This is a genomic window from Aureispira sp. CCB-E (genome assembly GCF_031326345.1).
In the GTDB taxonomy this organism is placed as follows: domain Bacteria; phylum Bacteroidota; class Bacteroidia; order Chitinophagales; family Saprospiraceae; genus Aureispira.
The window spans coordinates 7,169,586-7,185,337 of record NZ_CP133671.1; the positions used below are offsets into that span (position 1 = coordinate 7,169,586).

A 15,752-nucleotide genomic window follows, 5' to 3' on the forward strand; every position below is an offset into this window, starting at 1 on the left:
TCCTCAAAATTGGAGTAATGAATTACAAGAAGGAATCAATCCACCATTTGGATTGGTTCCTTTTGCTATCTGTGTAATAGGGGATTTTTAACCTCATTATAAAGCTATGCTATTCTTAGCATAAACAAAAAGCCACTTTGGGAGTTTCCAAAGTGGCTTTCTTTATAATAAAGCTATACTTGCTTGAGTTAGCTTATGCTTTTACAGATTCTAGTGCTTTTACCATTGTAGCTCCAATATCAGCAGGAGAATCTACAACCAAAACACCACACTCACGCAAAATGCGTTTCTTAGCAGCAGCAGTATCGTCTGCGCCACCAACGATAGCACCAGCGTGCCCCATTGTACGACCAACAGGAGCCGTTTCACCAGCAATAAATCCAACAACAGGCTTCGTACCATGTTCTTTGATCCAACGAGCAGCTTGAGCCTCTAAATTTCCTCCAATTTCACCAATCATCACGATACCCTCTGTTTCAGGGTCAGCCATCAATAATTCAACTGCTTCTTTTGTTGTCGTTCCAATAATTGGATCACCACCGATACCAATTGCCGTTGTTACTCCCAAACCAGCTTTTACAATTTGGTCAGCAGCCTCGTACGTTAGCGTACCTGATTTAGATACAATTCCAATTTTACCTTTTTTGAAGATAAACCCAGGCATAATACCTACTTTTGCTTCTTCAGCTGTAATAATACCAGGGCAGTTTGGTCCAATCAAGCGAACATTTTTGTCCTCGATAAAAGCTTTTACTTTTACCATATCTTGAACTGGAATTCCTTCCGTGATACAGATAATTACTTTGATTCCTGCATCTGCAGCTTCTAATACAGCATCTGCAGCAAAGCGAGGAGGAACAAAGATAATAGAAGTATCTGCACCAGTTTTGGCAACAGCATCAGCTACAGTTCCAAAAACAGGACGGTCCAAGTGTGTTTGACCACTTTTACCTGGAGTAACACCACCTACTACATTAGTGCCATATTCAATCATTTGGCTTGCATGAAAAGTCCCTTCCTTTCCTGTAAAACCTTGTACAATGATTTTAGAATCTTTGTTGACTAGTACAGACATTTTTTTTCTTTATTTATAAGATTATTAATTGAATTGTATAGTGTGCCAAATTTACAAATTACCTAGTGTAGAACAAAATTATCCCTCCCTTTTTGATAAGGTAGCTTATTAATTTTTTTTATTTTTCAATCACAAAAACTTCTTCATCTGGCTTTTTCATGTAATAATGTTCTCTAGCAAACTTTTCTCTGGTTTTATCATCCGTAAAAAGTTCTTTATTATCTTTTTCCGCTTGGCTTATTTCGGTTTGATAATAATCCTTTTTTGATTGCAATTCTTGCAAGGTTGCTTGTAATCGATATTGAGAGATAATGCTATTGTTATCAAAGAAGAACATCCAAACCACAAATAAAGCTGTTACGACAATAAATTTATTGCGCATTGGTGCTGGAATATCTTCTAATAATAATTCTAATTTGGTTGGTTTTTTTGCCATTTTTTCGGTAATCCATTAAAACTAAAAAAAGACATAAAACAAACCACCTGTTTGCTCTATGTCTTCAAATATAAGATAATTATTTTTCTTTTCTAATTCGAACCTGTTATTTCATTTTTAGTTCTGTTGTTGGATTCGTTCTCAACAAATTAAGAAAATCACGAACCGCAGTAAACGAAACTAATTTATCCTTGAAGTGAGACAGAACAACAATCGCTTCTTTTTCTGTTGCCTCCAAATGATTCAAGATATTCATTAAATGCATTTTCATATGACCTTGTTGAATTCCTGTTGTTACCAAGGAGCGAACAGCAGCAAAATTTTGTGCTAAGCCTGTTGCTGCAATCACCATCATCAGTTCTTCTGCCGAAGGATTACCTAACATTTCCAGAGAACGCTTGGCCAACGGATGCAAAGAAGTCAAACCACCTACTGTTCCTATTGCTAGTGGAATGTCTAGCCAAAACTTAAACATGCCATCCTCTACTTTAGCAGACGACAAGCTTTTGTAACTTCCATCTCGTGCAGCATACGTATGACCACAAGACTCAATTGCTCGGAAATCATTTCCTGTCGCTAATGCCACGGCATCAATTCCATTAAAAATTCCTTTGTTATGTGTGGTGGCTCTATGCACATCAATATGTGCTATTTTGAGCGCTTTATCAAATTTATATGCAAAAGTAGCCGCATCAATATTACCATTATCAAATGTCCCCAAATCTTCCACAGGGCATTCTACCCAAGCACGCACCAAACACTCTGGTGTATAATTTGATAAAATAGCCATGATAACCGTCACCTCTTTTTCTTCGTCAGAAAAACTCTCTTGCTCACTCATAAAAGCACGCAATGAACGAGAAGCCTCCTCTAAACAAGAGTTGATAAAGTTGGCTCCCATTGAGTCACAGGTCTCAAAAGTCATTTTTAGCTGATAATAGTTCGCCTCTAAATGCGTCATATTGACCAACTCTATTTCCGAAATTCCACCACCACGCTCTCGCATATTGGAGGTGATGTGTGCCGTATCGTCCAAAATACGTTCTTTCAACTCCGAAAAACGATTGTACAGTTTGGTATAATCTCCCTTCCAATCAAAATGTACTTGACCAATTTTATGCGTAGCAATAATTTCAGCTTTAAATCCGCCTCTTTTTAGCCAAAATTTAGCTGCTGCCGAAGCCGCTGCTACAACAGAAGACTCTTCAATCACCATCGGCACACAATATAGTTTTCCATTGATTTCCAAATTAGGAACCACACCGTAAGGCAAATAAAAATTACTTACTGTATTTTCGCTAAAGTCGTCGAAAATTTTCTGTTTCTGTGGATCACCATACCAAAAACTTTTTAGTTCGCGTGCAACTTCTTCTGGATTGATAAAGAAGTTTTCTACCAACCAGCGAATTTTTCCTCGTTTGGATAGTTTTGAGAATCCCGATACTATTGTTGGCTTTTTCATATTGGTTTTGTTTTTAAAACCTTGAATTGTAATTAAAATTGATGTTGAACTCCAGTTCTATTTTGAAAATAGACTAACAACTAACTACAATTCATTACTTTACTGTTAAATATTTTTTTGCTAGTTTCAATCCTTCTATTTGAGTAGAAACATAGTCGTATAATTCTTTGTAATCACCTCGTGCATGCTTCAAAAATGCAGATGCTTGACCATAAATCGCAGGCGAAGATAGTTTATTTATTAGATAATACCCGTCTAAAAAGTCCTTAATTCCTCCAGAAATAATAACTTCTTTACAAAGTGCTCGCTCCCCTAAATCGTTCATTATCTGATTTGTCATCAAAACCATTTCCTCTGCACTATGCCCTACATTGGCTAATTTAGAGTAAATCTCTTGTTTTTGGGCATCCGAGCGCAACAATTCTAACTTTGCAAAATTGGTGCCTCCATTGGCAGCAAAATCTACTGCCATAATAGGCAATTGAAACAATGCCTCCAAACTCTTATACCCCATGCCTTGACCTACTTCTTTAACAATGATATTCAAATCAGGAAACGCATCAAGCACTCGTTTTATGGTATCAATTGGCGGGTACTTAAAGTGATCGCCTTCTGGCTGCAACCATTCTTGAAAAGGATTGACATGGATAATCAAACCATCTGCTTTTAATTTATGAATTAGGTCGCTAATTAAGACGGATTTTTGCTCATCAAACAATTGTTCTAATTGAGCAATTCCCAAATTAGCATACAAAGGCAAATCATCTCCAATAATGGCACGTACATCAAAATCTTGTAAATATTGATCGCTTGTCAATAAGCCTCGACAAGATCCCAATCCCATTCCAAAACCAAAGTCTCGTGCAACTCTCGCTAAGTTATGGTTAATTACATTTGCATATTCTGTGCCACCAGTCATGCTTGACACCCACAAAGGTGTTTGCATCGTTTTACCCAAAAAAGTAAAAGAATGTTGATCTTCAGCAGTTGGATGACCAGCTAATAGTGGTTCGTAATAAAATCGATCATCTAAACTAGTGCGTTCAATTTGAGATTTGAACGCCAATTGTATGTGATCTTGTTTTCGAGAAGATGCTGTTAAATCTCTGTCCATATATGGTTGCTTTGATAAACCATTTTTCATAAGCAAGCGGTATTAAATTAAGGATTTGGGGTTTCATCTTATTTGGTTCTACTAATTAGCAGCGCAGCTAACTATTGCTAATTGAATACTGCAATTTAAAGTTTTTGTTTCATAACTTTCAATAAAAAGTGAAAACTATTTTATTTTTCACAAAAATACAAATTAAGCAGCCTTGCAAAACCTAGAACAGAAGAAAGTGATTAATGTTTAGCAAAAAGTTAAAACAGTATATTACATATATATGTACGCACTTACATTTTATAATGTTGTGTTTTTTCTTTTATTTTAATCCTTATGCTTCCTTTTTTAACGTTTTGTTTGGTTTACCTTAGATAAACAGGACGTTTTAGCCTTATTATCATAGAAGTAAACGATACGCCAATTGGTTGTCATAATAATTATTACAACTAGTTATAGACGAACAATTTACTGAAACATTATGACCAACACCAAGTAATTACTCATAACGCAACGCTTCGATAGGGTCTAATTTAGAGGCTTTTACAGCTGGATATAATCCCGAAACGATTCCAACAATAAAACAGAGAGAAAAGCCGAGTGCAATCCAAGCCCAAGGAACAACAAAAGCTCCTCCTACCATATAAGTTACCCCATTGCCTGCTATAATACCAAATACGATGCCTACAAAGCCACCAATTTGACAGATCACAATCGCTTCTACTAAAAATTGCACTAAAATGGTGCGTCGAGTTGCTCCAAGAGATTTACAAATCCCTATTTCTCTAGTTCGCTCGGTGACAGAAACCAGCATAATATTCATCAATCCTATCGCCGCTCCTAATAAGGTGATAAGACCAATAAAAATAGCCGCCATCTGCAAAGTTGCTGTGTTTTCAACGATTAAGGAAATCAAGCCATCGCTTTTTTCTAGTTCAAAATCGGACTCTTCTCCTATTTTAATTTTTCGAACACGTCGAAAAACCCCTTCGGCTTCAGCCATAGCGGGATCAATGTTTAAGGCATCCGTTACCATTACTGATAAATTATAAGAACTGGTTTGAGAACCAAAGTACTTACGGAGTGTTTGCAAAGGAACAATAACCATTTTGTCTCCACTGAAAGTCATACTTGACCCTTTCTCTTCCATCACACCAATAACCGTAAAGCGTATGTTTCGAATAGAAATTGTTTTGCCTAAAATATTAACATTAGTATAATTTTCAAAGAGTTTTTCGGCAATAGATGCCCCTAAAATGACAATATTTCGCCCTGCCTCCGACTCCAAAGCGGTTATATTTCGCCCCGCTGCCAATTTGTAACCAGCAACATCCAAGTAGTTTTCATCCGCTCCATATATTGTAGTATTTGGATCTGTTTCTGTTCCCTCATGCTTAACAACAGCACTCAAAGAACCTAAAGCAGAGATAGACACAGCAGCAGGGTATTGGTATTTTTCTTTAAATGAGGCAGCTTGTTTGTAACTAATTTTATCTCCAATATTAGAACGGCGTCCTCTTCGTCCTCCTCCTAGACCTGTCCCTTTTCGTATGACATTAAACGTATTGGTTCCCATGCTTGCCAAATTATCAGTCAAAGAGTTCTTGATGGCATCAATAGAAGTCAAAATCCCCACCAAAGCCATAATTCCAAAAGCAATAATTAATAACGTTAATACCGCTCGAAGTAAATTGGCTCTAATTGCATTAAATGCTATGGTTATATTTTCTGCTATTGTCATAGTAAGAATACTTGGTCTATATGATTGTTGATAAATAAGAACTCAAAATCCAATACAAAATATAATGGAAACTAAGTCTGCTTTCTTATTTCACTTTGAATATATACTAAATTATATATGCAACATCTAAGAATTCGACCAACTCAAAGAAATACACTCTAAAAACAGAAAGCTAGACAAATTCCTACAGCACTTTCAAGCAATTGAACCAATTATTTCAGAGTTCCCAATACCTCAGATAAACTTATATTCTTAAAATTAAGTTCAATTGGGTTGCCACTTGTTGTTAAATGATGAAAAGCAATCAAAAAATTATCTCCCTCTTGAGTTACGGCTAACAATTTAGCAGCTTTTCCATCTGGTACCTCCCAAAATACAATATCAGTTGCATCTAAAGTCTCGCCAAGTACAATATCCTGTGTATCTTCAAGAATTAAAAAGGCCGTTACTTTGTAGGCAGAAGTAGGGCTTGTCACTCGAAAGGGAACAGCGTCTACAGTTGCCCGTTGTGCTTTACACCCGACGCTCAACCAGCCTAATTGGTTTGTTTGAGTCCAATACCCCAATTCATGCTTTACTGTTTGATTCCTCAAATGAGCCACAATCTGTTCATAAAGCGCCTGTCCATAATCCGCTTTCAGTTGGTGTTCATTGGCTTTCAATTCTGCACAACGATTTTGATTGGCACGCTGCGTAATCCCTGCTTTTTCCAAATCGCTAATATACGATTGTTGCATATTATTACGAGCTTTATTATATACCGCCAACATTTTGTAATAATCTGCTTCCATTGCTTCGTTTTTCTCACGAGTTTGAATCTTGACTTTTTCCTTAGCAATTAGCAAGCGATTTTTTCTATTTTTGAGCGTGTGTTCATTTCTTCTCTGTTGTGCATTTAAAGCTTTGGTTTTCCCTTTTGCATCCACCTTTTGCTCCTCCAAATAATCTAACCGAATTTGAATATCTTTTAGAGCCTTGTCTAGTTCTACGGTTGCCGTTTGATAAGGAATTGGCTTAGGTTTAACAGGAGGTGTTTCAAAATTTGGTAAGGCCAAACCATCTTTATCGAGCTTATTGCACCAATACTCTGTACCGATATAAAAACTTCCGACTCTTAACTGTTCGGATTGGGGGTGCAATTTCCATGAAGTTGCATTCCTAGTATACACTGTCGCCTGTTCTGTATATCTGTCACTAGGCACAACTACTGTAATATTTTTTCCATTTCGTATCTTTAATGGTTTTCCATATTGAGCAGCGCTTAGGTGTACCGCTCTATTGATTTCCAAAAACTCTTGCTGAATCGATCGATTGACCAATGAGTGCAGCAACATTTCCCAACTATTTTTTAGGTAGCGTACTTCTAATTTAACCATACCACTATCACTCGTAGCCAATGTCCCCGCAGGAATTTGCACCAACACGCCATCTTTGGTTGTGACCAAAACATTTTTAAAAGGCTCCACCCAAAATGTTTGAGCAATGACACCACTTTCTTCCAACAAAAAATCCGCTACGTGATCTTGATAAATATTTTGAGAGAAAAAATTACTATCTGTTGTTACTGTTATTTCTGCACAAGTCGGGCAATCTGTCGTATTGGAAGGATACACTTTATTTTCTATCTGCAAATGCCCTAGGGGCATTCCTGCTCGTTCTAAACATTGTTGCACCAAATAAGCTCGACGACCAGAAAGACGTGCATTGAGGTCTCCTTCCAATGCGTCATTGGCATACGTGCGCACGACTATCCGACCATTGGATTTAGCCATAGCTGCTTTAGCCAAGCTTTTGATGCTATCCAGCTGTGATAATGAAATAGAGGCTTGTCCTCGCTCAAAATGAAGCCATTGTTTGCCTTCAGATTGCGCTAACAATCTTCCTTTGAATAGGAAGTTGCTTATTATTATGATAAAAATCAATCTCATACTTTCTTTTTTTACCTCGTAAAGATACAGTTATTTAACGATGAGTTACAAGCTGTATTGATATTTACTTAGCATAGTAACTCATTTTTAATCTTTTTAACATTTCACTATTCCTTGTCACTTTTTACCTATAAATATTTTATTTCCCCAAAAAACAGTTTTATCAAATATTAACCCAGTAAAAACCCACAAAAAGCAACATTTATTACACAATTAACCCCTTGTACCCATCAATCATTTGCTGAATTAACTTTTGTGATGTATATTACAAAATAAGTCCTTATATATTAATTACTTAACTTCAATTTTTCCTCTTATGAAACTCAAATTTATTTACGTCTTGTTGTGTTCTGCTTTTGCTTTAATTGTTTTACAAAGTCGCTCGGGGGGAGCTGCTGCCAACAATTTAGGAGATCGAACAGGGTCTCCTTTAGGAGGGGCAACCTGTTCTCAATGCCATAGCGGAGGCTCTTTTTCTCCAACAGTATCTATTACCGTAAAAGATGCCAGTCAAAATACGGTCACTAGTTATACGCCTGGGCAAAGTTATACCCTAGAATTTAATGTCTCGGCAGGAATGGGTAGTCCTAGTGGATATGGAATACAAGCTGTTGCTGTTTCGAGCGCAGCAGGTAATGTTCAGGCAGGAACAATGGGTAGTGCAACCACTAGTAACACACAAATAACCTCTCATAATAATCGGTCTTATATCGAGCACTCTGGTACTAGCAGCAGCGGCAACTTTATAGTGAATTGGACGGCTCCTGCTTCGGGTTTTGGTACTGTAGCTATTTATAGCACTGGTCTTGTTGTCAATGGCAATGGCGGCACCTCTGGTGATCAGACAACAAGTTCTGTTTTAGTCAATTTGACAGAAATTGTTCCCACTACCATTAGCTACTCTCAAAGCAATTACTGCATTGATGGCATAGATCCTACACCAACCATCACAGGTACCACAGGAGGAACCTTTTCAGCAACACCAACAGGTTTAACTATTAACAGCTCTACAGGTACAATTGACCTAAGTGCTTCTACAGCGCAAACCTATACAGTGTCTTATGATGATGGTACTGGAGGCACTTCTACTGCTACAGTAACAATTAATGCAGCGGATGATGCTCAATTTACTTATCCAGCTACCTTTGCTTGTCAAAACTCTGCATTGACAGTATCACCAACTGCAAACATGTCTGGTGGGACTTGGAGTTCTAGCAATGGCTTATCAATCAACTCTAGTTCTGGAATTATAACTCCTAGCTCATCTTCTGTTGGTAGCTATGTCGTCACTCATACAACAAACGGCGTTTGCCCTAGTACAGACACAATGACGTTTAATATTTTAGCAGAGGATGTAGCCTTTTTCCCTTTCACGGATACTACCTTTTGCCAAGGAACTGGTCCCAATCCTATTTTAAGTGTTTCGGGAACTACTAGTGGTTTTTATTCGGCTTCTCCTTCTGGTGTTACCTTTGTTAGTGCCTTGACGGGGGAAATTAATATCAACACTTCCTCTGTTGGTTCTTATTTATTAAATTATATCAGCAATGGTTCTTGCCCTACAACAGCTAGTGCCAATTTGACCATCGCACTTTGCTCTGGCATCCAGACAACTACTGCTCAAAATAGTTATGAGGTATTTCCCAATCCTAATAATGGTGTTTTTTCCATCAAGAGTAACCATACAGCAGGAATGACCGATATTAGTATTGTAGATGTTTTAGGCAAAGTTGTTTATACGGAACGCAGTATGCTAGATGCCAATTCTATCAAAACATTAAATGTATCGGATTTGGCTACAGGTACTTACTTTGTGCATTTACGTCAACAAGATCAACAACAAACATTTAAAATTACAGTTGAATAAACACATTAGCCTGCGAGTATCATACTGTAACATTTCGTTGCTTTAAAAGACAATTATATGAGTTCTCATAAATGGGAACTCATATTTTTTTGTTTTCATAGTCATAAATTCCTTGCTGTATTTTCTTGCAACGATTCCTGAAAACGATGATTTTTCAAAGAACCTTAATTTTTTTGTAAAAAAAGCGTATTTTGTTTAGTTCTCAGTCTGTTACTCAACACATAGATTATGGCTTGAGTTTTAGCTACAACAGACCATTTGTATTTATCTCTAACTAAAAATAATTACTTATGTACTTTAACAAAATACTTTATTTTCTAATTCTATTTACCATTTATGGCATCAGTTTACAAGCTCAATGCCCTCCTAACAGTCCTGGATTTTTAAGCGGCACCACGGTCAATATGCTTGTTACAGATACCACGGCAGCACCTGTTTACACAACAGTACCTAGTGGTCTACCCAATACAGAATTCATTCTTATTCAAAAAGATAGTTTAGCAGCAGACGAGCTAGGTCCTGTACTTCTAGCATCGACGATAGATGGTCGTGTCGTTCCTGCTGATTTTGGAATGAGCACTTGTAACGAACTCTGTTTAGTGCCCTTTTCCTATGATTTAGTCCAACTCCAAACGGTTGTCGATTCGCTAATCAATGGAGATTATGTTCCTGGTACTAGCTGTTGCGATGCAGCAGGGCAATTCTTTGTTGGTTTGTGCGATTCTTTGGCATCCTATGGTATTTATAGTGGCGCAGATGTGACAGACCTTAATGATGTTATTATTTTAATGGGTATTTTTGCAGGCACCAACAATAGTTCTATTTCTTTAACAGGATTCATTGGCACCATTCAACAAATCAATTCTTTTGCCAGTTTATTTGGAAATTGCGCTGGTAATAATACGGAAATTTGTTTTGCTGTTTCTAATACAGCAGCAGCAATGGACTGCTATAGAGTTGCCCTCCCTAACTCGGCAAGCTTTGTAGACATTATGCAGGACACAGTGAAGATAGCCCCTAATGCTAGTATTATTTTATCAGGAACTTATCTTCCCAATAGTTCGATGGATACATTGAATTGGTTTATTACTAATAATAATTCTAGCCTTATGGTTGACTCCCAAACGGGTGAAGTTACTGCTGGAGCAACAATGGATACGGCATGGGTTGTTGCCCAAGCCATTCGAGGCTGTGCTTCTGATACAGCTGTAGTAATCGTAGACCCTGCTTTAAGTACATCTGACTTAAATTTTGCAGCAATAACATTACAAACCCATCCCAATCCTTTCTCTAAGCAATTAGAAGTTTCTTTCTTTGCAAAAGAAGGAGATTATAAGGTACAGGTAATCGCTGCAACTGGTCAGGTAGCTTATGAAGAAACGCACTACCTATCTACAGGCAATCAACGACTTGTCATTAGCAGCAACACCATCCCTAAAGGCTATTACTTTTTAAAAATTACAGGTAGAACAAGTCAAGGCACCAAAGCTATTATAAAACATTAATTTAACTGTCTTAATAAATGATACTCCGTTGATTATTATTCGCTTTGTTACTCCCTACGGTCGTGAGCTCGCTATGCTCGGTTCGCTCATGAGATCGCAAGGCTAGTTCCCTCTGGTCATGAACTTGGGCTTTTGTGCTACTAGCACAAGCCTACTCGGCAAGCTTAGTTTTTTAGTTTTTCTACGAATCCGTAGGCTCACGAAGTAAACTAATACGATTTTTAAGCGGAGTAATGAATAAAAACATCCATTGGACGAATAGAGAACTGCCCAATGGATGTTTTCTTTTATCAACATGATTGAGTTATTGTTCAACAAACGGATCTAAAAATTTCTCCTTTTTTATAATCTCATGATCTGTCAAGGTTTTCAAAAATGCAACCAAAGCATCTACTTCAGCGGCAGTCATACCAAAGTTATGATGACTACTATGAAAAAGATCTGTCAAATTATCAACACTTCCATCATGCATATAAGGGGCAGTTTGTTCTATATTCCTTAAACTTGACACTTTGAACCTAAAGGAATCTGAAGGCATTTGAGTTGCCTCATAAATTCCCAAATCATTTCTATCTTCATCATTGACAAAACTAGGTATTTGTCCTATCTGTAGGTTGTAAGAGGCTTGATCTATAAGATCTCCTCCATGACAACTTACACAACCTTGTTGCGAGCCAAAGGTATTATAAATCGTCTGTCCTTGTTGCTCTTGTGCCGAAAAAGTAGCACTTCCTTCTATTACTTTATCAAATTTTGATTCATAAGTAACCAATGTCCGTATAAACTGTGCTAAGCTTTTTGCAATCCGCTCTGTTGTAATAACACTAGACCCAAATGCCTTTTCAAATAATTGAGCGTAATAAGTGGTTTGCTCTAAACGATTTACTAGTGAATCTAAATCCATTCCCATTTCTATATGATCTTGAATGGGCAATAAAACTTGTTCCTCTAATGTGTTAGCTCGCTCATCCCAAAACATTTTCCCACGTTTATAAAAACGTATATTTAAGATAGACATCGAATTTCGTCTAGTTACGCCATTTAAAAAACCCTCACTTTTAGCACGAGCATCTGCAAAACCTTCCGATGCTTTGTGGCAACTAGAACAAGAAATTTGATTGTTTTCAGATAATGCCTTATCATAAAATAATACTCGCCCTAAAGTCGCCCCATGATTTGTAATGGGGTTAGAAGTAGGTGTATTGTCTAAGCTACTAATTGCCTGTTGTATATGACTTGGATAATTAATGTTAGCATACTCAAAAGGAACGGTAGGCAATATTGGCACAAGCATTCTGGGTGAAGGAATGTCATTTTTATCTACTCGGCAAGAATATTGCATTAATAAAAGCATTCCTACCAATACTATAATTAATCGATACATCATTTTTATTTTTGAATGATCACCTATCAAGAGGTTGTTACAACAACCTCCGAATAGAACTATTGAATCATTAATTTGCCTGTTTCAATCAGCTGACCATCTCCTCTCAAGCTAAACCAATAAACACCTGCTGTCAAACTTCCTCTTGAAAGAACTATTTGATTGTTATTTGTAGAGTAATCAACCTTAACAGAACGCCCCAAAGCATCGTATACCTCTAATTCCATTATTTGATTGTTTCCTTTTGCTACTTTTATTGTTGTTTGCTGCTCAAAGGGATTGGGAAAAACACTGACTTGATTATTGTTTCCTGCAACATTGATTGTGTTTAGTGTATATCCTGTTTTAACAACATACCCTAAGTCTTGATCTCCCATAGAGTTTCCATGACTCCCTGCTATTACAAAGTTACCATCGCTTGTGTAACGTATTGCTCGACTACTATTATCAATTAAATCATCAAAAATTTGATCTTGTAATACCGTACCGCTTGGGCTTATTTTGCTGGCAAAAGCTGCTGGCAACATGACACCCAACATTCCTCCATGACTTACTTGTTTTGTTCCTGTAACCACACAATTTCCAGTAGGATCAACTGTAACATGATGTGCTTTTCCTTGTTCTGGTCCTAATATTAAACTCCATGCCTCTGTTGTTCCTGTCGCATCTAATTTGTAAACATAAGGATTGTTTCCTGCAAAACCCGAAATATAACCTACAACCACAAATCCTCCATCAGGAGTTTCTTTGACACTATGCAAATCATACACTGGTATATTGGTATAAGGCTGCTGCCAAAGGCTATCACCATTAGCATCTACTTTAAACAAAATAGCTTGGTTCGACGCAGAACCTCCTGAAAAAACATACCCTCCATCACTAGTTGGCTGAAAGTCTAGCAAGTAACATCTATCGTAGTTCTTTCGCCAAATAATCGTGTGATTAGGGCTTATTTTAAACAACTCATTAATTGGATTAGGGATGCCAATTAAGCCACCAGTTGCCCCAACGCCAATAATATAATTTCCATCGGTCGTAGAACGCAAACGAACCGTGTGTAAATTACAATCTACATTGTTCACCAAAGCACACGCAGATAGATAAGTTGTCGTTTGAACCGTATCGCCTGCTGCATCTGTTTCTACTAAAAATATTTCATTATAATTAAGACCTGCCATCAACAAATTGCCATTAGGTTTTTCTATGACAGAGACTTCTTGCATATACCCTCCATTAAATTGCTCATATGCTTGTTGCCATAGAACATTTCCAGTGGTAGCATCAATTTTAACCAACATAGGTGTATAAGTATAATTCGAAGAAACACCAAACCTGTGGTTGCCCGCAAACACATAGTTTCCATCATTGGTTTCTTGAATGTCATATCCTTTTAATTCGGATTCTGAATTGGGTGGCGGTAACGGTATAATATAGGGGGTAATTTCGGTTGCCCATAATTGAGCTTGAATACTTGTTGCACTAATTAACAGTAATAGTATACTTAATAATGACTTCATATTTTTGTATTTTTTGTTTCTAAAAGTAGCTCCCAATAATCACAGCATGCGAATAATAAAACCTAATTTGTGGGCTACTTTTTAATCCATTTCTAAGGACAAATTTTAGAAAAATAAGAATGTGAAACAATAACAATAAAGCCATTCTGTTTATTTTAAAATAAAAAAAAGGCTCCCAGAACCCTGTTAAACAGGAGACTAAGAGCCTTTTTGTTTATTACATCTTCAAAAGAACAATAGTTTGTAAAAACCACGAAGTAGCAGCCTAACTAACTACTAAAACAAGTGACTATACCTCTTCCGATGCTTTTAATTTTTCCATATTGTAAGTTACTTGGATGGCTTCTATAAATTCATCCAAAGCACCATCCATTACTTCACTTAGGTTGTATTTAGTAAAGTTAATTCGATGATCTGTTACTCTATTTTGAGAATAATTATACGTGCGAATTTTAGAGGAACGATCTCCCGAAACAATCAGCGTATTTCTCAAAGCAGAGATACTATCTTCATGTTCTTGTTGCTGCAACTCATATAATTTTGCATATAGTTTTTGAAGGGCAATTTCTCTATTTTTTAATTGAGAACGCCCATCTTGACACTCAACAACAACACCGCTTGGTTTGTGTGTTACACGTACTGCCGATTCAGTTTTGTTAACGTGCTGTCCTCCTGCACCACTTGCGCGAAAGGTATCCCAAGACAGATCAGCTTTGTTAATTTCTACATCTTCCATTTCAAAAATTGGCATGACAGCAACAGTTACAGCTGATGTATGCACACGTCCTTGTGACTCTGTTTTGGGAATTCGTTGCACTCGGTGTGTTCCAGATTCATACTTCAACATTCCATATACATTATCTCCAGTTACCTCTAAAATAACTTTACTAAAGCCCCCCGATTCACTTTCATTAGAAGCAATGTATTCTCTTTTCCATCCTTGTTTATCAATAAAACGTTCATAAACACGCAACATATCTCCCGCAAAGATAGCAGCTTCATCACCTCCTGCCCCGGCGCGAATCTCGATGGTAACGTTTTTCTCATCCTCTGGATCCTTAGGAATTAACATCATTTTCAACTCCTCCTCGAAGGGACCTTTTTTGTCTTCCCATTCTTTTAAGTCTTCCTTAGCCATTTCGACAAAATCAGGATCTCCCCCTTCTGCTATGATTTCTTTGCATTCGGCAATACCATCTAGCATTGCTTTATATGAATCGTGTGCCTCTACCAAAGGTTTTAAATCCTTATACTCTTTATTAATTTTCATAAAGCGATTCATATCTGAAGTCACTTCTGGATCAGAAAGTTGTTCTTCGAGTAATTGGAACTTATCTTTTAAGGCTCTTAACTTATCAATCATTATTGTTAATGTTTATAAAAATAGTCGTCCGCTAATTTATATTTTTCAAATAAACAAACACCCTATATTAGTCTGATGATTACTTCTAAAAAGTTCGTTACAAACAAATCATCCTACTAATTATCAAGTTAATGCACTTTATTTAGTGGACCATTGTAAAAAATCTCTGATTCTTTAGGCACAGTATGGTGTAACCATAATAGTTCTCGTAACTTGCGTAAAAATATCGATGTATGAATCATCAAACAAGCAATAGCATCTATTCTTTTTTCAGAGAAAGGCAATAGAGTTGCAAAAATACAATTAAATCATAGATATTCAAAAAGAAGTGCTGCTTCCCCAAAAAGGATTGCTGCATTTTAGAGCATACCA

Annotated in this window: 11 protein-coding genes; 2 read left to right on the top strand and 9 right to left on the bottom strand. The window is 37.0% G+C overall.

Annotated features, from left to right (window positions below):
• Positions 1-193: 193 nt before the first annotated feature.
• The 6 genes from sucD to QP953_RS27715 all read right to left on the bottom strand — a co-directional run bounded on the left by sucD (position 194) and on the right by QP953_RS27715 (position 7,744).
• A complete protein-coding gene (gene sucD / locus QP953_RS27690) occupies positions 194-1,075 on the bottom strand; it encodes a succinate--CoA ligase subunit alpha (protein ID WP_052597043.1) in 882 nt (293 codons plus the stop codon).
• A gap of 118 nt (positions 1,076-1,193) precedes the next feature.
• Positions 1,194-1,511 (bottom strand): septum formation initiator family protein, encoded by a 318-nt coding sequence (locus QP953_RS27695; protein ID WP_052597041.1) that lies wholly within the window; start codon positions 1,509-1,511, stop codon positions 1,194-1,196.
• A 106-nt stretch (positions 1,512-1,617) separates the two neighbouring features.
• Complete coding sequence (locus QP953_RS27700) at positions 1,618-2,973, bottom strand: hydroxymethylglutaryl-CoA reductase, degradative (RefSeq protein ID WP_052597039.1); 1,356 nt, start codon at positions 2,971-2,973, stop codon at positions 1,618-1,620.
• A 94-nt stretch (positions 2,974-3,067) separates the two neighbouring features.
• A complete protein-coding gene (locus QP953_RS27705; RefSeq protein WP_231512798.1) occupies positions 3,068-4,087 on the bottom strand; it encodes an isopentenyl-diphosphate delta-isomerase in 1,020 nt (339 codons plus the stop codon).
• Positions 4,088-4,574: 487 nt separating this feature from the next.
• Entirely contained in the window at positions 4,575-5,816 is a 1,242-nt protein-coding gene (locus tag QP953_RS27710; protein ID WP_052597035.1) for an ABC transporter permease, read from the bottom strand.
• Between the two features lie 212 nt (positions 5,817-6,028).
• The gene (locus QP953_RS27715; protein ID WP_052597033.1) at positions 6,029-7,744 is read right to left on the bottom strand and encodes a hypothetical protein; all 1,716 of its coding nucleotides are present in this window, start codon (positions 7,742-7,744) and stop codon (positions 6,029-6,031) included.
• Positions 7,745-8,060: 316 nt separating this feature from the next.
• On the opposite strand from QP953_RS27715, the gene QP953_RS27720 reads away from it, so the two are divergent.
• Entirely contained in the window at positions 8,061-9,611 is a 1,551-nt protein-coding gene (locus QP953_RS27720; RefSeq protein WP_309553560.1) for a choice-of-anchor V domain-containing protein, read from the top strand.
• Positions 9,612-9,901: 290 nt separating this feature from the next.
• Positions 9,902-11,116, top strand: coding sequence for a T9SS type A sorting domain-containing protein (locus tag QP953_RS27725; RefSeq protein WP_309553561.1), 1,215 nt, complete (start codon positions 9,902-9,904; stop codon positions 11,114-11,116).
• 304 nt (positions 11,117-11,420) lie between these two features.
• Here QP953_RS27725 and QP953_RS27730 read toward each other — a convergent pair whose 3' ends face one another.
• From QP953_RS27730 to prfA, 3 genes are all read right to left on the bottom strand, one after another.
• Positions 11,421-12,503 carry a cytochrome c peroxidase gene (locus QP953_RS27730; RefSeq protein WP_309553562.1) on the bottom strand — a complete coding sequence of 361 codons (1,083 nt, stop codon included), beginning with the start codon at positions 12,501-12,503 and terminating at the stop codon, positions 11,421-11,423.
• A 56-nt stretch (positions 12,504-12,559) separates the two neighbouring features.
• Positions 12,560-14,017 (bottom strand): T9SS type A sorting domain-containing protein, encoded by a 1,458-nt coding sequence (locus QP953_RS27735; protein ID WP_052597024.1) that lies wholly within the window; start codon positions 14,015-14,017, stop codon positions 12,560-12,562.
• Between the two features lie 289 nt (positions 14,018-14,306).
• Positions 14,307-15,380 carry a peptide chain release factor 1 gene (gene prfA / locus QP953_RS27740; RefSeq protein WP_052597022.1) on the bottom strand — a complete coding sequence of 358 codons (1,074 nt, stop codon included), beginning with the start codon at positions 15,378-15,380 and terminating at the stop codon, positions 14,307-14,309.
• Positions 15,381-15,752 lie beyond the last annotated feature (372 nt).